This is a genomic window from Streptomyces pseudogriseolus, assembly GCA_002154585.1.
GTDB lineage: Bacteria > Actinomycetota > Actinomycetes > Streptomycetales > Streptomycetaceae > Streptomyces > Streptomyces pseudogriseolus.
The window spans coordinates 300-22,973 of sequence record MUNG01000176.1; the positions used below are offsets into that span (position 1 = coordinate 300).

Here is a 22,674-nt window from a genome sequence, read left to right on the forward strand (position 1 = left end):
TCGCCGCGCTCGATGGCGTCGCGCAGGTGCGTGCCGAGCTCGCGGGCCAGCGCGAGGGGATCGCTGTCGGCGTCGACCTCGACGGCGTGCAGGTGGGTGGTGACCGCGGCGACCATCGTCGAGGCCGGCACCGGCGGGTGCAGCCGGGACCGCAGGTCGACCGGCGACAGACAGCCCAGGACGCGCGGGCCGTCACCGCCGAGGCGGCGGCGGACGACGGTGAGCAGCGCGGAGCCGATCAGGCCGTGCACGGAGACGCCCGCCGCCCGCGCCGACTTGCGCAGCCGTTCGGTCCGGTCGGCGTCGAGAAGCAGCCGGCACGCCTCGATGCGGGGCTCGTCCGCCGTGCCGGCCGGATCCCCGTTGCCGGCCGCCGCGTGCGTCTCCCGCGGCGTGTCGTACGGCAGCAGCTCGACGGAGCGGCCCTCCGTCTCGGCCAGACGGCGGCGCAGGTACGCGGCGGTCTCCGCCTCGTCGACAGGCGGCAGCAGCTCGCTGACGGGCGTCGGCCACACCGGCTGCTCCGACGCCGTGGCGGGTGCCTCGGTCACAGCCGCAACCGCGGCCCCAGCCGCCGCGTCACCGTCCTCGACGAGTGCCCGGTAGCGGTCCCAGAGGGTGTTGAGCAGCGTGATGGCGCTGTGCCCGTCGGTGACGGTGTGGTCCACCGACACGACGAGCAGGTGGCGGTCCCCGTCCGGCTCACTGGCCAGGACCGCGCGGGTCAGGGGGGTGCCCACCGGCAGCGGGGTGTTGAGTTCCTCCTGGTACACCTCGTCGCCGCCGGTCCGCACGGTCAGCCGGGGCCGTTCGGCCTCCCCGAGGAGTTCGAGGGCGTATCCCGCGCCGTCCTGGACGATGCGGGTGCGCAGGGTGGGCTGCTCGGCGGTCACCGTGTCGAAGGCCCGGGACAACGCCGCCGCGTCGACGGGCCCGCGCAGTGCGCAGGAGAGCACGGCTCTGCTTCTCTGACCCACGTAGAGGGTTTCCACGGGACACAGCACGCGTCGCATCGTTCAGCCTTTCTCGCCGCCTCCGTTCTGCGTCCACGGGAACGGCAGGCGGTCCTTCGCCGCGGGAATTTCGGGAGCTTCACAGGAACGTTGACGAACTCACAGGGGAGCAGAAGAGAGGAAATCCGAAGCGGGAGCCACCGGACAAGGCGCGCAGGGCATGCTTAGGGGTTTCCTCAGAACACCCTGTGTGGTCCGGCGGCTTCGCCCCGCACAGGGCCGGCGGCACGTCACCGCCCCACACCACCGGGCCTCACCCCGCCCGTCGGCCCGCGCGCCCGGGCCCGTTCGCCATTTCTTAGGTGTTTCCCCAGGAATGAATTCCCGGCCCCAGGAAAGGGCGCTTGACGCTCCCTCGGGCCTCGTGCAAGGTGATCCGGCGGCAGGTGACCGCGGTCCGTTCCGCGATTCCCGCATCCGGGCACACGACCGTTTCGACCGCCGTCCTCTCCGCCGGACATTCCCGGGCACGCCGAACGCCGGCCGTCCCGGGCGGCGCGAACGCGGACGGCCGGATCCGTCCGCTGCCCGCCCCCGTCACGCCGGGTCCGTCCTGCGCATTCGTGTGAAGACCGCTCGCCACTGAGGGTTGGTGCCATGTCAGTCCAAGAGGACGATCGTCGACCGCTGTCCGGGGCGCAGGAGGGGCTCTGGTTCGCCCAGCGTCTCGCCTCCGGCAGCGCCGCCTACAACACCGGTGAGTACGTGGAGATCCACGGGCCGGTCGACACCGCTCTGTTCGAGACCGCCCTGCGCCGTACCGTCGCCGAGGCCGACACCTTCGCGCTCCGTTTCACGCACACCCCCGACGGCCCCCGGTGCGCGCCGGACGCGCCCGCGGACTGGCCGCTGCACCGCGTGGACGTGAGCGCGGCCGCCGACCCGTCGGCCGCCGCCGAGGAGTGGATCCGGCGCGACCTGGCGACGCCGGTGGACATCGAGTCGGGTCCGCTGTTCTCCCACGCGCTGCTGACGCTCGCCCCCGACCGGTACATCTGGTTCCTGCGCGCCCACCACATCCTGCTGGACGGCTACAGCTACAAGCTGGTGGCGCGCCGCCTCGCCGACACCTACACCGCCCTCGCCACCGGTGAGGAGCCCGCCCCGGCCACCTTCGAGCCGGTCGGACGGCTCCAGGAGGAGGAGGCGGCCTACCTCGCCTCCGAGCGCCACGCGCGCGACCGCGCCCACTGGGCGGAGCGGCTGGCCGGCCTGCCCGAGCCGGTGCGGCTGGCCGAGCGGACCGCCGCCCCCGTCGCGCCCTTCCTGCGCCGCACCGTCGACCTGACCCCGGCCGAGGCCGAGGCCCTGTCGGCGGCCGCCGCCCGCGCGGGCGTCTCCCGCACCGATCTGCTGGTCGCCGCCGTCGCCGCCTATCTGCACCGGATGACCGGCGCCGACGACCTGGTGCTGGGCCTGGCCACGATGAGCCGGCTCGGCAGCGCCGCGCTGCGCACCCCCGGCACCGCCTCCGACGTGCTGCCGCTGCGGGTGCGCACCGAGGCCGGCGCGCCGTTCGGCAAGCTGCTGCGCACCGTCGCCGCCGAACTGCGGGACCTGCGCCGGCACCAGCAGTACCGGGGCGAGTTCCTGCGCCGTGATCTCGGGCTGCTGGGCGGCGGACGGCGGCTGCACGGGCCCGTGCTGAACATCGTCCCGTTCACCGAGGACCTGGTGTTCGCCGGCCATCCCTCCACCTCCCACCACCTGTCCGGCGGCGCCGTCGAGGACCTCCAGATCTCGGTGCGCCCGGGAGCCGACCCGGCCGGGCTGTGGCTCGCCTTCGACGCCAACCCGGCGGTGTACGACGAGACCGAACTCGGCCTGCATCTCCAGCGGTTCCTGCTTCTGCTGCGGCAACTCGCCGACGCCGCGCCCGAGACGCCCCTGGCGGACGCGAACCTGCTGCTGCCGGGCGAGCACCCCGAGGACACCCCGGCGCCCGAGCACCAGGTGACCACCACGCTCACCCGGCGCTTCGAGGAGCAGGCGGCCCGTGCGCCCCGGCGCACCGCGGTGACCTGCGAGGGCGCCTCGGTCTCCTACGCGGACCTGAACGCCGACGCCAACCGGCTGGCCCGCCTGCTCGTCGAGCACGGCGCGGGTCCCGGCCGCATGGTGGCGCTGGCCCTGCCGCGCGGGATCCGGCTGATCACGGCCCTGCTCGCGGTGCTGAAGACGGGCGCCGGCTACCTCCCCCTCGACACCCGGCACCCCGAGCAGCGGCTGCGTCTGGTCCTGGAGGACGTCGGCCCCGTCGTCACGGTGACCGACGACGCCCACGCCGGGCGGCTCCCCGCGGTCTCGGCGCCGGTCGTCGTCCTCGGCGCCCCGGACACCGACCGCGCCCTGGCGGAGCGCGGCGCCGACGACCTCACCGACGCCGACCGCACGGGTCCGACCGGGCCGGACGACATCGCGTACGTCATCCACACCTCCGGGTCCACCGGCCGCCCCAAGGGCGTGCCCGTGCCGCACGCCAACGTGGCGCGCCTCTTCGAGGCGAGCGAGCGGCACTTCGGGTTCGGCGAGGACGACGTGTGGACCCTGTTCCACTCCTACGCCTTCGACTTCTCCGTGTGGGAGATCTGGGGCGCCCTGCTGCACGGCGGGCGCCTGGTCGTGGTGCCGTACGAGGTGAGCCGCTCGCCACGGGAGTTCCTGCGGCTGCTGCGCGCCGAGGGGGTGACGGTCCTCAACCAGACGCCGTCCGCCTTCGAGCAGCTGATGCGGGCCGACGCCGAGGACGCGCCGGCGTCCGCCGCGGACGCCGCGGAGGCCCCGGACGGCCTGCGCCTGCGGTACGTGATCTTCGGCGGTGAGGCGCTGCGCCCCGAGCGGCTGCGCCCGTGGGCCGACCGTCACGGCCTGGACTCCCCCGTGCTGGTCAACATGTACGGGATCACCGAGACGACCGTGCACGTCACCCACCACCGGGTGACCCGGGCCGACCTGGACGACCCGCGCCGGGCCAGTGTCATCGGCCGGCCGCTGGACGATCTGCGCGTGCACGTCCTGGACGCCGCGCGCCGTCCCGTGCCGCCGGGCGTGACGGGTGAGATGTACGTGTCCGGCCCGGGCGTCGCCCCCGGCTACCTGGACCGGCCCGAGCTCACCGAGGAGCGGTTCCTGCCCGACCCGTTCGGGCGGCCCGGTTCCCGCATGTACCGCACGGGCGACCTGGCGCGGCGCCGCGCCGACGGCACGCTGGAGTACGTGGGGCGCGCCGACCAGCAGGTCAAGATCCGCGGTTTCCGCATCGAGCCCGCCGAGATCGAGGCCGAGCTCGTCCGGCACGCCTCCGTGGCGCACGCGGCCGTGGTGGCCCGCAGGGCCGACGGCGCCGACGACAGTGACATGCAGCTCGTCGCGTACGCGGTGCTCGCGGACGGGCAGTCCGCCGAACCCGCCGAGCTGCGCGCCCATCTCGCGGCGCACCTGCCCGAGCACATGGTCCCGGCCGCCTGCGTCCTGGTCGAGGAGCTGCCGCTGACCGCCAACGGCAAGCTCGACGTACGGGCCCTGCCCGCCCCGGACTTCACCGCGGCCGCCGGTTCGGCGCGCCCCGCCACGCCCGAACAGCGCCTGGTGTGCGGCCTGTTCGAGGAGGTGCTGCGGCTGCCCGAGGACACCGTGGGTGTGGAGGACGACTTCTTCGAGCTGGGCGGGCAGTCGCTGCTGGCCACCCGGCTGCTGGCGCGGCTGCGCGCCGAGACGGGCACGGACGTGCCGATCTCCGCGCTGTTCGACGCGCCGCGGCCGGCCGCCCTCGCCGCCCGGCTCGCCTCGGCCCCCGACGGCGGGCCGAGGACGCCCGCGCTGACGGCGGCCGAGCGCCCCGGGCGCGTGCCGATGTCCTTCGCGCAGGAACGCATGTGGTTCCTGGACCGGCTGGGCGAGGCGTCCGCGACGTACAACATCCCGCTCGTCGTCCCGCTGCGGCACGCGCCCGACGAGGAGGCGCTGCGTGCCGCCCTCGGCGACCTGGCCGACCGGCACGAGAGCCTGCGCACGGTGTTCGTGCGGGACGGCGGCGCCACCTACCAGCGGATCGCGCCGCCCGGAGAGCTGCGTCCCGTGCTGCGAGTCGTGGACTGCCCTGCCGGGGAGACGGCCGCGCAGGTGGCGGCGGCCCTGCGGCACCGCTTCGACCTGACGCGGGACAGCGCCCTGTGGGCGGCGCTGTTCGGCACCGGCGACGAGCGCACCCTGCTGCTGGTGCTGCACCACAGCGCGGCCGACGGCTGGTCGCTGCGTCCCCTCGCGGACGACCTGGGCGCCGCCTACGAGGCCCGCCGCGCGGGCCGGGCGCCGCGGTGGGAGCCGCTGCCGGTGCAGTACGCGGACTACGCGCTGTGGCAGCGGCGTGCGCTGGCGCCCGCCCCCGAGGGTCCCGGCCGTCTCGAGGAGCTGACGGCGTTCTGGCGCGGCGCGCTGGCCGGGCTGCCGGAGGAGAGCGCCCCGCCCGCCGACCGGCCCCGGCCGCACGGCGGCACGGGCGGCGGCGCGAGCGTGACGGCCACCGTGGACGCCTCCCTGCACCGCGCGCTGCTGCGGCTGGCGGACACCGAGGGCGTCAGCATGTTCATGGTGCTGCACGCTGCGCTCGGCACCCTGCTCAGCCGCTGGGGCGCGGGCGAGGACGTGGTGATCGGCACCCCGGTCGCCGGCCGGTCCGAGCCCGTCCTGGACGACGTGATCGGTCTGCTCACCAACACGGTGGTGCTGCGCACCGACACCTCCGGCGACCCCGCCTTCCGTGACCTGCTGGCGCGGGTGCGGGCGTTCGACGTGGCGGCGCTGGACCACCAGGACCTGCCCTTCGACCGGCTGGTGGAGGAGCTCAACCCGCCCCGTCATCCGGCACGGCATCCGCTGTTCCAGGTGATGCTGGCGCTTCAGAACAACGAGCGGGCCGTGCTCCGGCTGGGCGAGGACCGGGTGGCGCTGCGCCCCACGGCGACCGGCACCGCCAAGTTCGACCTGTTCGTCGACGTGCTGGAGCGGTACGGCGCCGGCCACGCGCCCGACGGCCTCGACCTGCACGTCGAGTACGCGACCGACCTGTACGAGCCGCACACCGCCGAGGAGTTCGCCCAGGCCCTGCGGGCGCTGCTGGAGGCCGTGTGCGCCGACCCCGGCGTCCGGATCGGCGCGCTGCCCGCCTCCCGGACCGCCCGCCCGGACGCGGACGCCGGTTGGGCCGTCCGCGCGGCGGAGCTGGAGCGCACCGCGCTCGCGGTGCCGGGCGTGCGCGACGCGGTCGTACTGCCCGGGGCCGGCGGGGAGCCGCCCACGGCGTACGTGGTGGCCCACCGGGCGGGCGCCGTCGAGCAGGTGGAGCAGGCCTTCGGCGGTTCCGCGGAGGCGCCCCGGGTCAACGCCGTCAGCGACCTGCCGCGCACATCCGACGGCCTTCTGGACGCCGAGGCGCTGCGGGCCCTGCCGACGGTCGACCGGCGGGCCGCGGAGGCGTGGCGGCGGCGTGTCGCGGCCGTCCCCGGTGTCCGAGAGGCGGACGTGCGGCTGGAGGACGTACCGGGGGAGCTGGAGCGCCGGCACACGGGCGCCCCGCGCGCGGCGGCCGTGGAGACGCCGGGGGCCGGCGACGCGGCGGAGGTGCGGAGCGACTCGGTCCCGGCGCTCAGCGAGGGTCCCGCGCTGCCCGAGCCGTCGGTGCCGGACTGGGCGTCCGCGCTCACCCGCGCCGCGCGGAGCCCTCAGGGCGAGATCGTGCACGTGCGCGCCGACGGGAGCGAGACGCGGCGCAGTTACGCCTCGCTCGTCGAGGAGGCCTCACGGGTCCTGGCCGGGCTGCGCCGGGCGGGGCTGCGTCCCGGGGACAAGGTGATCCTCCAGTGCGGCGACAGCGAGGACTTCGTCGCCGTGCTGTGGGGCTGCGTCCTGGGCGGGTTCGTCGCGGTGCCGCTGACGGTGCCCGCCTCGTACGCCACCGCCTCGGCCGCGGTCGCCAAGCTGGAGGGCATCTGGCGGATGCTGGGCCGCCCCTGGATCGTGGCCTCGCAGGAGAGTGAGGCGGGGCTGCGCGACCTGGCCGTGCGTCAGGAGTGGCCGGGCCTGCGGCTGACGACGGCGGACGCGCTGCGGGACGCGCCAGAGGACCGCGACTGGCACCCGGCGGGCCCCGACGACCTGATCCTGATGCTGATGACGTCCGGCAGCACGGGTCTGCCCAAGGCGGTGCGGCTCACCCACCGCAACGTGCTGACCCGTTCGGCGGCCACCGAGGCCATGAACGGCCTGGGCGCGGACGACGTCTCGCTGAACTGGATCCCGCTGGACCATGTCACCGGTGTGGTGATGTTCCACCTCCGGGACGTCTACCTCGGCTGCCGGCAGGTCCACGCGCCGACCCCCTACGTCCTCCAGGACCCGCTGCGCTGGGCGGACCTCGCGCACCGTCACCGCGCCACCGTGACCTGGGCCCCCAACTTCGCGTTCGGGCTGCTGGCCGAGCAGGCCCACCGCTTCCACGACCGCGACTGGGACCTGTCGCCGATGCGTCTGGTGATGAACGCGGGCGAGGTGGTCGTGGCGGCCACGGCCCGCTCGTTCCTGCACGCCCTGCGGCCCTTCGGGCTGCCGCAGGACGTCATGCACCCGGGCTGGGGCATGTCGGAGACCTGCTCGGTGGTCACCGACTGCGTGCTGCCGTCCGAACCGTCCGGCGAGGACGAGTCGTTCGTCAGCTGCGGCCTGCCCTACCCCGGGTTCGCCATGCGGATCGTCGAGGAACGCGACGGCGTCCTCACGGTGCTGGCCGAGGGGGAGGTCGGCCGGCTCCAGGTGCGAGGCACGTCGGTGACCCGCGGCTACCACGACAACGCGGCGGCGAACGCGGAGGCGTTCACCGACGACGGCTGGTTCGACACCGGCGACCTGGCGTTCCTGCGGGAAGGCGAGCTGTACATCACCGGCCGCGCCAAGGACGTCATCATCGTCAACGGCGTCAACCACTACAGCCACGAGATCGAGGCCTGCGTCGAGGAACTGCCGGGTGTCGTAAGGAGTTTCACGGCGGCCTGCGCGGTGCGGTCCGACCCGTCGGCCACCACCGACGAACTCGCCCTGTTCTTCCACCTCGCGCCCGGGCAGGACCCGGCGGCCGTGATGCGGGAGATCGGCGGCAAGGTCACCCGGGAGATCGGCGTCAGCCCCGCGTTCCTGATCCCGGTGCCCGCCGAGGCCGTACCCAAGACGGAGATCGGCAAGATCCAGCGCACCCGGCTGCGCAAGAGCTTCGAGGCCGGCGAGTTCGACGACGCGGTGCGCGAGGCGCAGCTGCTGCTCGGCACGGCCGCCACCCTGCCCGACTGGTTCCTGCGGCCCGTGTGGCGGCCCGCCGAGGCCCTGCACCGCACCGCGCCGCCCACGGGTCATCACACCCTGGTGCTGGCGGGCGGCGACCCGCGCGCCGAGGAGCTGGCCGGCCGCCTTGCCGGACTGCTGCGTGCCGAGGGCCGCCTGTGCACGGTCGTCACCGACGGACCGGCCGCGGAGCGCCTGGACGCGGCCCGGCACCGGATCCGCCCCGGCAGCGAGGCGGACCACGCGGCACTGCTGGCGCGCCTGGCCGAGGACGGGCGGGAGATCGACGCCGTCGTGCACCTCGGCGCGCTGCACGGCCCCGGCGTCGCCGACGACGAGGCGGACGTCGCGCCGTGGGGTGAGCGGGACGGCACCGAGTCCCTGCTGGTGCTGTCCCGCGCGCTCGCGGAGCGTCCCGGCCGGGCCCGTCCGGTGGACCTGCTGTTCGTGACCGCCGGCGCCCAGGCCGTCGCCGGTGACGAGCGCCCGAACCCCTTCCACGCGGCAGCGGGCGCCCTGCTCAAGTCGCTGCGTGAGGAGATGCCGTGGCTGCGCGGCGTCCACCTCGACCTCGCGCCGGGTGACGACCGGGAGGCGGCCGAGGCGATCCTCGCCGAGAGCGCCGTCCATCCCGTGGACACGGAGGTCGCCCTGCGTGACGGGCGCCGCTTCGTGCGCCGGCTGGTGCCGCTGCCCGACCCGCTGCCCCGCACCGCACCGTCCACGGCGGACGGCTTCCATCTGATCAGCGGTGGTCTGGGCGGGGTCGGCAGCGAGGTCGCCGCGCATCTGCTCGCCACGCCCGGCACCCGGCTGCTGCTCCTGGGCCGCACCCGGCTGCCGCACGAGGACGACTGGCAGCGGCACCTGGACGAGGCGGGCCCGGCCGCCGGCCGTATCGAGGCGCTGCGCCGGCTGCGGCGGCTCGGCGAGGTGCGGTACGAGTCCGTGGACGTCACCGACGCCGAGCAGGTGCGCGCGGCGGTGCGCCGGGCCGCCGACGCGTGGGAGGCGCCGCTCACCTCGGTGCTGCACCTGGCCGGTGCCTTCGACGAGCGGCCCGTGCGGGACGTGACGCCGGAGGACTGGGAGCGGCTGCTGGACGCGAAGGTGCGCGGCGCGTGGACCCTGCACCGGGTCGCCGCCGAGCACCCGGTGACCTCCTTCGTCGTCTTCTCCTCCGTCAACGGCTTCTTCGGCGGCTCGATGAACGCCGCCTACTCCGCCGCCAACGCCTTCCTGGACGCCCTCGCCGTGCACCGGCGGCGCGCGGGCCTGCCCGGGCAGAGCCTGGCGTGGAGCATGTGGCGCGAGCGCGGCATGAGCCTCGGCTACCAGCTCACCTCCCTCACCGAGGCCCGCGGCTACCGGGTCCTTGAGGCGTCCGCCGCGCTGCGCTCGCTGGACTTCGCCCGCACCCTGGACGAGCCGCACCTCCTCGTCGGCGCCGACCGCACGGCGCCGTGGGTGGGCAGCCACGTGGCGGCGCCCGTACGGCAGGTGCGCCGCCTGGCAGGACGCGTCGGCCTGGAGGAGGGCACCGATCTGGGCGCCCTGTACGCGGCCGCCGCGGAGGCGGCCGGTGCGGGCGGCGTCGCGGACGCCTGGGTGCTGCGCTCGGCGGGCACCGCCGAGCAGCCGTCGGCGGCCGGTGCGGGGGAGGAACTGCGCCGCCTGGAGAACGAGCTGGCCGCCGTGTGGTGCACGGTGCTGGGCCGCGACCGGGTGTCCCGCGACGAGAACTTCTTCGACCTGGGCGGCAACTCGCTGCTGCTGGTCGCCGCGCAGACGGCCCTCAACAAGGCGCTGGGCTGCGAGCTCACCGTCGTCGACCTGTTCGCGCACCCGACCGTACGGGCGCTCGCCCGCCACCTGGCCGACCAGGGCACCGCGGTGCCCGCCGCGTCCGCCGCCCCCGCTCCGGACCCGTCGGCGACGCAGGCCGGGACGACCGGGGCCGCGGGAACGGCCGGGACGACCGGGACGGCCGAGTCCGAGGGGCTCGGCCGCGCCAAGGAACAAGCACAGCGGCAGCGGGCCGCGCGCGCGGCGCGCCGCTCCGCACGGGAACGAAAGGACCGAGGCCGTGGCTGAGCCGACGGACCCGCAGGACGACGCGCCGCCCGCCGTCGCCGTGATCGGCATGGCGGCGCGCTTCCCCGGCGCGGACGACGTCGACGCGTTCTGGGACAACCTCGCCGCCGGCCGGGAGTCGATACGCCCCGTCAGCGACGAGGAGTTCCTCGCCGCCGGCGGCGACCCCGCCGACCTCGACGACCCCTCCCTGGTACGGATGGCGTCGGTCGTGGAGGGCATCGACCGCTTCGACGCGGGGTTCTTCGGCTACAGCCCCGCCGAGGCCGCCGTCGTCGATCCGCAGCAGCGTCTGCTGCTCGAGACGGCGTACCACGCCCTGGAGGACGCGGGCCGCCCCGACCGGTTCGCGGCGGGCATGACGGGCGTGTACGCGGGCGCCGGCGACAGCCGCTACTACCCCGCGCACGTCCACCCGCGCTTCGCCGGGCAGCCCGGCAGCGTGGAGCTCGTGCACGCGGCCACCTCGAACTCCCTGGGCACGCTGGCCACCCGGATCTCGTACGAGCTGGGCCTGACCGGACCGAGCGTGTCCCTTCAGACGGCGTGCTCCACCGCGCTCGTCGCCCTGCACTCCGCGTGCCAGGACCTGCTGGATCACCGCTGCGACGCCGCGGTGGCCGGCGCGGTCTCCCTCAACCCCTCCGCGTTGCTGGGCTACCGGCACGTCCCCGGGGGGCCGTTCTCGCCCGACGGGCGGTGCCGCGCCTTCGCCGCGGACGCGGCCGGCACCTCCTCGGGAGACGGGGTGGGGGTGGTGGTCCTCAAGCGTCTGGAGGACGCCCTCGCCGACGGTGACCGCATCCGCGCGGTGATCCGCGGCACGGCCGTCAACAACGACGGCCGCCGCAAGGTCGGTTTCACCGCGCCCAGCACCGCCGGGCAGACCGAGGTGATCCTCGCCGCGCAGGCCGAGGCCGACGTGGACGCCGGCACCATCGGGCTGCTGGAGGCGCACGGCACCGCCACCCGCATCGGCGACCCCATCGAGGTGACCGCACTCACCGACGCCTTCCGGCAGAGCACCGACCGCCGGGGCTTCTGCGCCCTGGGCTCGGTGAAGACGAACATCGGGCATCTCGGGGCGGCCGCCGGCATCGCCGGGGTCGTCAAGGCCGTCCTGTCCCTGGAGCACCGGCAGATCCCGCCGAGCCTGCACTTCGACGAGCCCAACCCGCTCATCGACTTCGCCTCCGGGCCGTTCCGGGTGCCGACCGCCCTGGAGGACTGGCCCGCGGCCGAGCACCCGCGGCGGGCCGCGGTCAGCGCCTTCGGCATCGGCGGCACCAACGCGCACGTCGTCCTGGAGGAGGCGCCGCCCGTCGCTCCGGCCGCGCCGCGCCCGGCCGAGGACGGCCGCCGGCAGGTGCTGCCGCTGTCCGCGCGCACGGCCGGCGCGCTGCGCGGCCAGGCCGAGGCCCTGGCCCGGCACCTGGAGGCGCGGCCCGGCCTGCGGCTGGACGACGTCGCCCACACGCTGCGCACGGACCGGCCCGCCCTGCGCCACCGGCTCACCGTGACCGCGGCCTCCCCCGAGGAGGCGGTCGCCGCGCTGCGGGCGGCAGGCCCGGCCGTCCCGCCGGTCCCGGAGGAGACGCCGAAGGTGGCGTTCCTGTTCCCGGGCGGCGGCACGCAGTACGTGGGCATGGGCGAGGAGCTGTACCGCGACCACGACGTGTACCGCGACGCCGTCGACCGCTGCGTCCGCGTCCTGCGCCCGGTGCTGGGCCGGGACCTGCGCACGGTGCTGTTCGAGGAGGCCGACCCGGAGGGCACCGCCACGCTGCTGGCCCTGGTCGTCACCGAGTACGCGACGGCCCGCACCCTGATGGAGTCGGGCGTGCGCCCCGACGCGCTGATCGGGCACTCCCTCGGCGAGTACACCGCGGCCTGCCTGGCCGGGGTGATGGAGCTGGAGGAGATGCTGCCGCTGGTCGCGGAGCGCATCCGGCTCATCAAGTCCGCCGGCGGCGCGACGGTCGGGGTGGCGGCGTCCGCCGAGACCGTGCTGCCGCTGCTCGACGAGCGGCTGTCGCTGGCCGCCGCCAACGGGCCGGCCGCCTGCACCGTCGCCGGGCACACCGAGGACGTGGAGCGGCTGGAGCGGGAGCTGACCCGCCGTGAGGTGCCGTTCCGCAGGCTGCGTGTGCCGGCCGCCGCGCACTCCCACGTCCTCGACCCGGTCCTGCCCGCCTTCGAGGACCGGCTGCGCACCGTCACCCTGCGCGCGCCGCGCCTCCCCTACGTCACCAACGTCACCGGCACCTGGGCCACGGGCGAGCAGGTCACCGACGTACGGCACTGGCTGGACCACACCCGGCACACGGTGCGCTTCGCGGACGGCATCTCCACCCTGTGGGAGCGCGACCGTCCCGTGCTGGTCGAGATCGGTCCCGGCGACAGCCTCACCAAGCTCGCCCGCGCCCAGCTCGCCGACCACGAGCCGGTCTCCGTGACGACCATGCGGCACGCCAAGGCCGACAGCCCGGACGGTTTCGTCCTCGCCGAGGCGCTGGGGCGGCTGTGGTCCGCGGGCGTGGACGCGGCGCTGCCCGCGGTGGCCGGCGAGGCCGCGCCGCGGCGGGTCCCGCTGCCCGGCTACGCCTTCGAACGGCAGCGGCACTGGATCGACGCCCCGGGCGCCCGTACCGCGCCGGAGACGGCCGAGGCGCAAGAGGCGTCCGCCGCCCCGGGCACGGCCGGGCTGGCGGCCCGGCCCCGGCTGACCACGCCGCACGTCGCGCCGCGCACCGAACGCGAGCGGGCCGTCGCCCGGCTGTGGGAGGAGACGCTCGGCATCGGCGGCATCGGCGTCCACGACAACTTCTTCGACCTCGGCGGCGACTCCATGCGGGCCGTGCTCCTCGCGGGCAAGCTGCGCGGGGCGGGTGTGCTGGACGTGCCGGCCGCGTCGCTGCTGGCCGCGCCCACCGTCGCGGGCGTGCTGGCCGCCGCCGACGAGAACACCGCGGGTGACGCCCTGGGCCCCCTGCTGCCGCTGCGGTCCGAGGGCACACGGCGGCCGCTGTTCTGCGTGCACCCCGGGGCCGGCGTGTCCTGGCGCTACACCGGGCTGCTGCCCCATCTCGGGGAGGACCAGCCGGTGTTCGGCCTCCAGGCGGCCGGCCTGGACGGCGCCCGGCCGCCCGCCCCCGACGCCGCGTCCATGGTGGCCTCGTACGTGGAGCTGGTCCGCCAGGTGCAGCCCGAGGGCCCCTACCGGCTCCTGGGCTGGTCCTACGGCGGTTTCGTGGCCCACGCGATGGCCTGCCGGCTCCAGGAACAGGGCCAGGAGGTCGAGTTGCTCGCCCTGCTGGACGCGCCGCTCCCGCACGGCGTCCCGTACACCCCCGAGGCCGCCGAGCGGCAGGTCGCGGCGCTGCTGCTGCGCATGGCCGGGCTGCCCCTCGGCCCGGACGCGGACCTGCCGGACGTCGACGCCGTCCTGGACCGCATCGGCCGGCTCGCCCGGACCGACGGCGGCTCCGCCCTGCCCGTCACACGCGAGGAGGCCGCCGCGATCGCCGGCGTCATGCGCAACAACCTGCGCATCGCACCGGAGTTCACGCCCGGCGTCTACCGCGGCGACATGCTGTTCTTCACCGCCGCCGAGGACGCCTCGGGACGGGCCGGCGCCGACGCGGGCGACCTCGCCCTCGCGCCCGACAAGGCGGACGCCTGGCGTCCCCACGTCGACGGCGTCCTCGAGGACCACAGTGTGCCGTGCGGCCACTACGACATGACCGAGCCGGAGCCGATCGCCCGCATCGGCGCGGTCGTCGCCAAGGCCCTGCGCCCCGCATCCGACTGACACCGGCGGCACACGCCGCCTCCCAGACCCGCCGGGCCCCGCCCCGGCGGCCGGCCGGGTCCCTCGGCCGGCACCGCTCCCACCGCTCAGGAGATCTGCCGTGACCAAGGTCCAGGACCTCTACGAACTCGGCGACGCGCCCGAGATGGGCACCGTGCCCAGACGGATGTACGCCTCCCTCATACGCCAGGAGCGCTACGGACAGCCGATCGACGCCTTCCGCACCGAAGTGGTCGACGTGCCGCCCGTCGGCCGCGGCCAGGTGCTGGTCAAGGTGATGGCGGCCGGCGTCAACTACAACAACGTCTGGGCCGCCCTCGGTTCGCCGCTGGACGTCATCGCGGCCCGGCAGAAGGCGGGCGCCACCGAGGACTTCCACATCGGCGGCTCCGACCTGTCCGGCATCGTCTGGGCGGTCGGCGAGGACGTGCGCGGGGTACGGCTCGGCGACGAGGTGGTGGTGCTCGCCAGCCGCTGGGACGAGTCCGCCGAGGACATCCGCCTCGGCGCCGAGCCCGCCACCTCCAGCAGCCAGCGCGTGTGGGGCTACGAGGAGAACTACGGCTCCTTCGCCCAGTTCGCCGTCGTCGACGACTACATGTGCCACCCCAAGCCGGCCCGGCTGTCCTGGGCGGAGGCCTCCTGCTACATGGCGACGGCGGCCACCGCCTACCGCCAGCTGTTCGGCTGGCACCCGCACACCGTCCGGCCCGGCGACCCGGTGCTGATCTGGGGCGGTGCGGGCGGCCTGGGCAGCATCGCCATCCAGCTCGTGCGGCACGTCGGCGGCATCCCCGTCGCGGTGGTCTCCAGCGAGGAGCGCGGCGAGTTCTGCGTGAAGCTGGGCGCCGAGGGCTACATCGACCGGCGCGACTTCGACCACTGGGGGCGGCTGCCGGACGCCTCGGACGAGGCCGCCATGAACCGCTGGCTGACGGGGGCCCGCGCCTTCGGCCGGCGCTTCTGGGAGGTCCTCGGGGAGCGCCGGGCGCCCCGTATCGTGCTGGAGCACTCCGGCGCCGACACCATCCCGACCTCGATCTACATGTGCGACAACGCCGGCATGGTCGTCATCTGCGGCGGCACCACCGGCTACAACGGCGACGTGGACCTGCGGTTCCTGTGGATGCGGCAGAAGCGCCTCCAGGGCTCGCACGTCGCCGGCGTCCGGGAGGCGCGCGAGGTGACCCGGCTGATCGACCAGGGCGTCATCGACCCGTGCCTGTCCCGGACCTTCGGCTTCGAGGAGATCGGGCTCGCCCACCAGCTCATCCACGACAACCGCCACCCGGCGGGCAACATGGCGGTGCTGGTGAACGCCAAGGAGTAGGCGAGGGGCTCCTGCGGAGGCAGTGACGGAGGGGCGGCGGTCCCGGACCGCCGCCCCTCCGTCGTCGTCGGCGCCGGCACCCGGACGGGCACACACCCAGGCCGCCGCCACCGCACGGCCGGACACGCGATCGGCAGCGCGCCGCACCGGCGCGAACGGTGACGCGGAAGGCAGCGGTCGCGCACGAGGACCCGCCGCCCCACCGTCACACGTCCCCGGCACCCGGCAGGCGGACCCCGCTGAACCCGCCCTGGCGAGCGAGGCATCGCACACACGAACACCCGCGCCGACGCCATCCGACGGCGGTCCGAAGACAACCGCCGCCCGTCGTCACACGTACCCGGCACCCGAATCAACCGCGGCCCCGCCGACCATGCGGACCCAGCTGAACACGCCCGCCGCGACCGGACACACGCACACACGGAGGTCCACGCCGTCGTCGCCGCGGCGCCGGACCCGGAAGCCGCCGCCGTCCGGTTCGGGAACCGCGTACAGGTCACGCAGGGTCCGGGCGCCGCCCTCCGCCGCATCACCGGAGCCGGAGCCGGCGCCGTCCGCCGCCCCGTACAGCGCCTTCCACGCCGCCTCCTTGGCGGAGAACACCGCCCGCAGCCGGGCCGGCGCGAGAGCCGGGCCGGCGTCGTGCAGCCAGGCCTCCTCGTCCTCGCGCAGCACCAGACGGGCCGCTTCCAGGGGGAAGCGGCCCAGCTCGAGGTCGCATCCGGCGGGGCCGGTGTGTCCGGGTGGCCGGGCGACCGCCACCGCGAGGCCCGCGTCGTGCGTGATCGAGGCCGCGTACCCCGGCGGGAAGACGGGCCGCCGTCCCGCGCGGGGGACGTCCCCGCAGGTGAGTCCCACCGACCGCAGGGCGCGCCGGGCGGCGAGGCGGCCGGCCAGGAACTCCCGGCGGCGGTCCGGGATCATGCCGGCGGCGGCAGCGGCCTCGGCGGGCCCGGCGGGACGCGCCGCCGGGTCGGACGCCAGGGCCACACCCAGGCCGAGGCCCGCGGCGGCGAGCGGCGCGCGCAGGCGCTCCAGCTCCGCCCGCGCGTCGGCCGCCACGCCGCCCGCTCCCGCCACGCCGTGCGCCTCCGCCGTGTCGTACGCCGCCGCGTCCGTCTCCGACGCCACCGCGTCAGACCCGCAGCAGCTTCTTGACGATCTTCCCGGCCGGGTTGCGCGGCACCTGCTCGATGAACTCGATCGCGCGGGGCCGCTTGTAGGGCGCGAGGTTGTCCTTGACGTGCCCGAACAGGTCGGCGGTGGTGGTGCCGTCCTCGGCGACGACGTAGGCGAGCGGCACCTCGCCGTAGTCCTCGTCGGGCATGCCCACGACGGCCGCGTCGCGGACCGCGGGGTGGGTCATCAGGACGCGTTCGATCTCCGAGGGGTACACGTTCTGCCCCGCCCGGATGATGAGGTCCTTGCTGCGGTCGACCAGGTGGATGCGGCCGTCCTCGTCCATGAAGCCCAGGTCGCCGGTGACGATCCAGCCGTCGAGGGTGACCTCGCGGGTGGCCTCGGGGTCGTTCCAGTACCCCTGCATGACGCCCGGGCCGCGGACCACGATCTCGCCGATCTCCCCGCGCGGCACCTCACGGCCCTGCCGGTCCACCGCCCGTGCCGACATGCCGGGGATGACGCGCCCGCACGGGATGCGCGCGCTGACGTCGCCGGGTGCCGGGTGCTCGTCGGGGCCGAGGGTGACGAACGGGCCGCCCACCTCCGTCATGCCGTACACCTGACGGAAGCCGCAGCCCAGCCGCTCCACCGCCGTCGCGTACACGTCGAGCGGCATGGGGGCGGCGCCGTAGAGCACCTCCCGCAGCGAGGACAGGTCGGTGCTGTGCGAGGCCTTCGCCTGGAGCATGAAGCGCAGCATCTGCGGGACCAGCCACATGTGCGTGGCCCGGTGGCGCTCGACCGCGGCCAGCGCGCGCTGCGGGGTGAAGCCGGGCATCAGCACCACGGTGGCGCCGGCGGCCAGGTAGGTGAGGGAGACGACCATGCTGCCGTGGTACAGCGGGCAGCAGTTGACCATCACGATGTCGTCGGTGGGGCGGGCCGACACCAGCCAGCCCAGCGCGATGGCGCGGAAGGAGCCCGCGTCGACGGTGACGCCCTTGGCCTGTCCCGTGGTCGCGGAGGTGTGCAGCACGGCGACCGGGTCGGTGTCGGACACCTCGGGCAGCTCGACGGGTTCGGCCAGGGTGCCGAGCGCGTCGAAGGCGGGCACGTCGAACGCCATCCTGATGCGCACGGACGCCGGCAGCGTGGGGTGGCGGTCCAGCAGGCCGGACTCGCCCAGCACGGCGACGGCGCCGACGCGTTCGATGATCCCGGCCACCTCGGGCACGGCCAGGCTGTGGTTGAGCGGCACGAACAGCGCGCCGAGCCGGGCGAGCGCGAAGTAGGTCTCCAGCACCTCGATCCGGTCCTGGGAGAGCACCGCGACCCGGTCGCCGCGCTCGATGCCCAACCCGGCCAGACCCCGTGCCAGTTCCGCCGTCCGGTCATGGAACTGCGCCCAGGTCACACTGCGCCGCTCGTCGACGAGCGCGGTGCGGTCGGGGAAGCACTGGCGGTTGCGCTCCACCAGTTGCGTCAGCCACATCACGCACCGCCGGCGGCGACGGAGCGCTCCTCGACGAAACGCTCGTAGTCGGCGATGGTGTGCAGCTTCTCCATGTCCTCGGCGGTGATCTCCACGCCCGTGCGCTGCTCGACGAGCAGCACCAGACGCACCAGGTCACCGGAGTCGATGCCGCTGGCGGCGAGGTCGACGTCGTCGCCGATGGCGTCGGCGTACTCGGCGGTGCCGGTGAGTTCGACCAGCAGCTCCCTGATGGTGCTCATGGGTGTCCCCTTTCGCTGTGCCACGTGTGCCACATCCGTTGCCACATCCGTGTGTCGCCAGAAGAAGAGGCGGCGAGGGCGGCCGGCACTCCCCCGCCCCCGCGTGACGTCCGTCACGCGACGAAGCGGCGGGGGCGGGGATAGCGGGCGCGGTGCGCGGCCTCTGTTCTCGGTGGAGGTTCCGCCCGCCGGTCCCGTGCCGGCCGGGCGGGCGGTCGCAGTCGCGAGGGAGTGATGAGGGTGCGCAGGCAGAGCGCAGGGACGGGCATCGTGGGACGGACCGGTCCCGGCACCGGGCGGGCCGGGGACGGTACGCCGTGAGCGCCGCGCTCGCCGGGGCCGCTCCGGCAGCCGTCACCGAGGAGGAGCGTGCCGCGCGCTTCGAGGAACTGCTGGGCGAGGGCGGGACGGTGGAGCCGCGGGACTGGATGCCCGACGGCTACCGCCGGATGCTGCTGCGTCAGATCGCCCAGCACGCCCACTCCGAGATCATCGGCATGCAGCCGGAGGGCGCCTGGCTGACCCGGGCGCCGTCGCTGCACCGCAAGTCGGTGCTGATCGCGAAGGTGCAGGACGAGGCGGGCCACGGCCTGTACCTGTACTCGGCGGCCGAGACGCTGGGCGTGGACCGCGCCGAACTGCTCGACGCCCTGCACCAGGGGAAGCAGCGTTACGCGGCCACCTTCAACCATCCGGCGCTCACCTGGGCCGACACCGGTGCCATCGCCTGGCTGACGGACGGCGCCGCGGTGATCAACCAGGCGCCGCTGTGCCGGACCTCGTACGGCCCGTACGCCCGCGCGATGCTCCGCGTCTGCCAGGAGGAGGCCTTCCACGTGCGGCAGGGGTACGACATGATGCGCGCGCTGTGCGAAGGGACCCCGGAGCAGCGGCAGATGGCGCAGGACGCGGTCGACCGCTGGTGGCTGCCGGCGGTGGCCCTGATGTTCGGGCCGCCCGACACGGTCGCGGGGGGCGCCGACGAGCGCACCGCCGCGCTGGGGGCGGCGGTGTCGCGCCGCGCGATGGCCTGGGGCATCAAGCACCACACCAACGACGAGCTGCGGCAGCGGTTCGTGGACCAGTGCGTGCCGCAGGCCGAGCGCCTGGGGCTGACGCTGCCCGACCCGAACATCCGCTGGAACGAGGAGCGCGGGCACTACGACTTCGGGCCGATCGACTGGGAGGTGTACCGGGGCGCGCTGGGCGACGACTCGGCCTGCGCCCGGCAGCGGCTGGCCCACCGGACGGCGGCGCACGAGGACGGCGCGTGGGTGCGCGAGGCGGCCGCCGCCCACGCCGCCCGCGAGCACGCCCGGACCGCCGGGGACGCCCGGACCCCCGAGACCGCACCGGACGCCGCACACACGACGGAGCCTGCGACATGAGCCGTACGACGAGCCGTACGACGGAGGGCGCGCCGGCGTCCTGGGAGGTGTTCCTGCGGCCCCGCAGGGGGCTGGCGCACCAGCACGTGGGGTCGGTGCGCGCCGGCGACCCGGACACGGCGCTCTCGTACGCCCGCGACCTGTACACCCGGCGGGGCGAACCGCTGTCGCTGTGGGTGGTCCGCTCCGACGCGGTGCACGCCGCGTCCCCCGACGAGCACGACCCGTTCTTCGCCCACGCACGCCACAAGCCCTACCGGTATCCCGAGCAGTTCGCCCCGCTGACCGGGGACAGCGACGCCGAGGGGAGCGACGACGATGCCTGAGACCGGACGCACCCTGGCACCGCCGCCGGCCGACCGGGCCGCGGACACCGACCGGGCCGCGGACGCCGACCTCGCCCTGCTGACGCTGCGTCTGGGCGACGACGCCCTGATCCTGGGGCAGCGGCTGTGCCAGTGGATCACGCGGGCGCCGACGATCGAGGAGGACCTGGCGCTGTCCAACATCGCCCTGGACCTCGTCGGGCACGCCCGCGCCCTGCTGGCGCGGAGCGGGCAGCTGGACGGCACCGGCCGCTCCGAGGACGACCTCGCCTTCGGCCGCACGGACCGCGCGTTCCGCAACGCCCTGCTCACCGAGCTGCCCAACGGCGACTTCGCCGTGACCGTCGCCCGGCAGCTCGCCTTCACCCACTACGCGGTGCTGCTGCAGCAGGCGCTGGCCGACGGCACGGACCGGGAGCTGGCCGCGTTCGGGGCGCGGGCCGCGAAGGAGACGGCGTTCCACCGCCGGCACGCCGACCTGTGGACGGAGCGGCTGGGCCTGGGCACCGAGGAGAGCACCCGCCGGATGCGGGCGGCCCTGGAGCAGGTGTGGCCGTACACGGCCGAGCTGTTCGACGAGGACGACCTCACGGACCGGCTCGTCGCGGCGGGCGTGCTCCCGCCGCTCGCCGCGCTGCGCACCGCGTGGCAGGCGAGCGTCGCGGCCGTCCTGGACCGCGCCGGACTCACCGTGCCCACGCCCACGTGGCAGGGGCGCGGCGGCCGGCAGGGCCTGCACACCGAGGCGTTCGGTCCGCTGATCGCCGAGATGCAGTCGGTGCGCCGGCAGTTCCCGGGGGGCACCTGGTGACCGCGCGGACCGACACGACCGCCCCGCTCCGTGGCGCTCCCGTGGCCGTCACCGCGCCGCGCCTCGACGTCGCGCGGGTGCGGGCCCGGGTGGAGGCGGTGCCCGACCCCGAGCTGCCGATGATCACCCTCGGCGACCTGGGTGTCGTGAGCGCCGTGACCACGGCGGACGACGGCGTCCTGACGGTGGAGCTCACCCCGACGTTCCTGGGGTGCCCGGCGCTGCCTGCCATCACCGCGGCCGTCCAGGACGTCCTGGAGGAGTGCGGCCACCCCGACGGCCGGGTCCGCCATGTCCTCGCGCCGGCCTGGAGCACGGACCGCATCACCGCGGAGGGCCGCGCCAAGCTCGCCGCCCACGGCATCGCCCCGCCCTCCCCCGCCGGCGCCGCGTCCGGGCCGGTGCGCGTCGACCTCGGCGTCCCCTGCCCGCACTGCGGGTCGCGGGCCACCCGGCCGCACAGCTCCTTCGGGCCGACGCGCTGCCAGTCGATGCTGCGCTGCACGGCCTGCCGGGAGACCTTCCCCACCATGACGGCGATCTGAGGTGACCGCATGAGCACAGCGCCCCTCACCCACGACGCCCCGCAGCACCCCGGACAGGACGGGCGGACGAGGGCCGGGGTCCGGCCCACCGGCTGGTTCCGGCTGACGGTCGCCCGCCTGGAGCGCCTGGCCGAGGACACCGTGGCCATCACCCTGGACGTCCCGGCGGATCTGGCGGGGACCTTCGCCCACCGGCCCGGTCAGCACGTCGTGGTCCGGCACCGGACGCCCGGCGGCGAGCTGCGCCGCAGCTACTCGCTGTGCCCGCCGCCCGGCGACCCCGCCGCACTGCGCGTGGTGGTCAAGCGCAACTCCCCCGACGGCTTCGGCGCGTACGCGCTCACCACGCTCCTCGAGGGTGACCTGCTGGAACTGTCCCCGCCCGCCGGCACGTTCGGCCTGCCGGCGGTCAGGGGCGGGCACCACGTCCTGATCGCGGGCGGCTGCGGCATCACCCCGCTCGCCCCCATGGCCGCCGCGGCCCTGCGCGAGGACCCCGGCTGCCGGGTCTCCCTGGTGCACGCGGCGCGCACCGCCCACGACGCCCTGCTGGCGGACGAACTCGCGCTGCTCAAGGACGAGTTCGTCGACCGTCTCACGGTGCTGCACGTCCTCTCGCGTGAGCGCCGCGAGAGCGAGCTGTGCAGCGGGCGGATCGACGCGCCCAAGCTGCTGCGGCTGCTCGAGCTGCTGGACGCCCGTCCCGGTCCCGGCACGCGGTTCGCCCTGTGCGGGCCGTACGGGCTGGTGGAGACGGTACGCGACACGCTCACCGGCTGGGGCGCGCCGGCGGCCGCCGTCCGCTTCGAGCTGTTCTCGGCCGCCGGAACGCCGGCCTCGGCCGAGCCCGCCACGCCACCGGACCGGCAGGGCCGGCACAGCCGGATCACCGCCGTCCTCGGCGGCCGTACCAGCGTCGTCACCATGCGGCCGGAGGACCGGGTGGCCCTCGACGCCGTGCTGCGCCACCGCCCGGAGACGCCGTACTCCTGCCGTGACGGGGTGTGCGGCAGCTGCCGGGCGAAGGTGGTGTCCGGCGCGGTGACGCTGGGCTCCCAGTACGCCCTCGACGCCCGGGACCTGGACGCGGGTTACACGCTCGCCTGCCGGGCCCGTCCGCGCACCGACGACCTCACCCTCGACTTCGACGCCTGACGCCCCGACCACCTCC

12 protein-coding genes are annotated in these 22,674 nt (G+C 75.4%); 8 read left to right on the plus strand and 4 right to left on the minus strand.

Annotated elements, in window-relative coordinates:
* Positions 1-1,013: phthiocerol/phthiodiolone dimycocerosyl transferase family protein (locus tag CCN29_RS17155; RefSeq protein ID WP_442538394.1), on the minus strand; the 1,013-nt coding region annotated here is incomplete at its 3' end.
* 597 nt (positions 1,014-1,610) lie between these two features.
* Here CCN29_RS17155 and CCN29_RS17160 point away from each other — a divergent pair.
* From CCN29_RS17160 to ccrA, 3 genes are all read left to right on the plus strand, one after another.
* A complete protein-coding gene (locus CCN29_RS17160) occupies positions 1,611-10,436 on the plus strand; it encodes a non-ribosomal peptide synthetase (RefSeq protein WP_086682928.1) in 8,826 nt (2,941 codons plus the stop codon).
* Positions 10,429-14,247, plus strand: a complete 3,819-nt coding sequence (locus tag CCN29_RS17165) for a type I polyketide synthase (protein WP_086682930.1) — start codon at positions 10,429-10,431, stop codon at positions 14,245-14,247. The genes CCN29_RS17160 and CCN29_RS17165 overlap by 8 nt, the downstream gene beginning before the upstream one ends.
* 100 nt (positions 14,248-14,347) lie before the next feature.
* Positions 14,348-15,577, plus strand: a complete 1,230-nt coding sequence (gene ccrA, locus CCN29_RS17170) for a crotonyl-CoA carboxylase/reductase (RefSeq protein WP_031018947.1) — start codon at positions 14,348-14,350, stop codon at positions 15,575-15,577.
* A gap of 330 nt (positions 15,578-15,907) precedes the next feature.
* Here ccrA and CCN29_RS17175 read toward each other — a convergent pair whose 3' ends face one another.
* Genes CCN29_RS17175 through CCN29_RS17185 form a run of 3 tightly spaced genes read right to left on the minus strand, consistent with a single transcriptional unit; the run spans position 15,908 to position 18,433 of the window.
* On the minus strand, positions 15,908-16,708 hold the full coding sequence (locus CCN29_RS17175; RefSeq protein ID WP_107481710.1) for a 4'-phosphopantetheinyl transferase family protein: 801 nt from the start codon (positions 16,706-16,708) through the stop codon (positions 15,908-15,910).
* Positions 16,709-16,712: 4 nt separating this feature from the next.
* Positions 16,713-18,191 carry a class I adenylate-forming enzyme family protein gene (locus tag CCN29_RS17180; RefSeq protein ID WP_086682933.1) on the minus strand — a complete coding sequence of 493 codons (1,479 nt, stop codon included), beginning with the start codon at positions 18,189-18,191 and terminating at the stop codon, positions 16,713-16,715.
* Positions 18,191-18,433, minus strand: a complete 243-nt coding sequence (locus CCN29_RS17185) for an acyl carrier protein (protein ID WP_006132209.1) — start codon at positions 18,431-18,433, stop codon at positions 18,191-18,193. The genes CCN29_RS17180 and CCN29_RS17185 overlap by 1 nt, the downstream gene beginning before the upstream one ends.
* Before the next feature lie 317 nt (positions 18,434-18,750).
* On the opposite strand from CCN29_RS17185, the gene paaA reads away from it, so the two are divergent.
* Genes paaA through CCN29_RS17210 form a run of 5 tightly spaced genes read left to right on the plus strand, consistent with a single transcriptional unit; the run spans position 18,751 to position 22,658 of the window.
* The gene (gene paaA, locus CCN29_RS17190) at positions 18,751-19,821 is read left to right on the plus strand and encodes a 1,2-phenylacetyl-CoA epoxidase subunit PaaA (RefSeq protein ID WP_006132210.1); all 1,071 of its coding nucleotides are present in this window, start codon (positions 18,751-18,753) and stop codon (positions 19,819-19,821) included.
* The gene (gene paaB, locus CCN29_RS17195; protein WP_086682934.1) at positions 19,818-20,147 is read left to right on the plus strand and encodes a 1,2-phenylacetyl-CoA epoxidase subunit PaaB; all 330 of its coding nucleotides are present in this window, start codon (positions 19,818-19,820) and stop codon (positions 20,145-20,147) included. Before paaA ends, paaB begins: the two co-directional genes overlap by 4 nt.
* Positions 20,140-20,958, plus strand: a complete 819-nt coding sequence (gene paaC / locus CCN29_RS17200) for a 1,2-phenylacetyl-CoA epoxidase subunit PaaC (protein WP_086682937.1) — start codon at positions 20,140-20,142, stop codon at positions 20,956-20,958. Before paaB ends, paaC begins: the two co-directional genes overlap by 8 nt.
* Positions 20,955-21,503: a 1,2-phenylacetyl-CoA epoxidase subunit PaaD gene (gene paaD, locus CCN29_RS17205; RefSeq protein ID WP_442538395.1), complete on the plus strand. Its 549-nt coding sequence runs from the start codon at positions 20,955-20,957 to the stop codon at positions 21,501-21,503. The genes paaC and paaD overlap by 4 nt, the downstream gene beginning before the upstream one ends.
* 9 nt (positions 21,504-21,512) lie before the next feature.
* On the plus strand, positions 21,513-22,658 hold the full coding sequence (locus CCN29_RS17210) for a 2Fe-2S iron-sulfur cluster-binding protein (RefSeq protein WP_442538396.1): 1,146 nt from the start codon (positions 21,513-21,515) through the stop codon (positions 22,656-22,658).
* Positions 22,659-22,674 lie beyond the last annotated feature (16 nt).

Coding starts and splice junctions, on each gene's coding strand:
- CCN29_RS17185 (WP_006132209.1), bottom strand. CDS start 18,433: ATGAGCACCATCAGGGAGCTGCTGGTCGAACTCACCGGCACCGCCGAG.
- CCN29_RS17210 (WP_442538396.1), top strand. CDS start 21,513: ATGAGCACAGCGCCCCTCACCCACGACGCCCCGCAGCACCCCGGACAG.
- paaB (WP_086682934.1), top strand. CDS start 19,818: ATGAGCCGTACGACGAGCCGTACGACGGAGGGCGCGCCGGCGTCCTGG.
- CCN29_RS17180 (WP_086682933.1), bottom strand. CDS start 18,191: ATGTGGCTGACGCAACTGGTGGAGCGCAACCGCCAGTGCTTCCCCGAC.
- CCN29_RS17160 (WP_086682928.1), top strand. CDS start 1,611: ATGTCAGTCCAAGAGGACGATCGTCGACCGCTGTCCGGGGCGCAGGAG.
- paaC (WP_086682937.1), top strand. CDS start 20,140: ATGCCTGAGACCGGACGCACCCTGGCACCGCCGCCGGCCGACCGGGCC.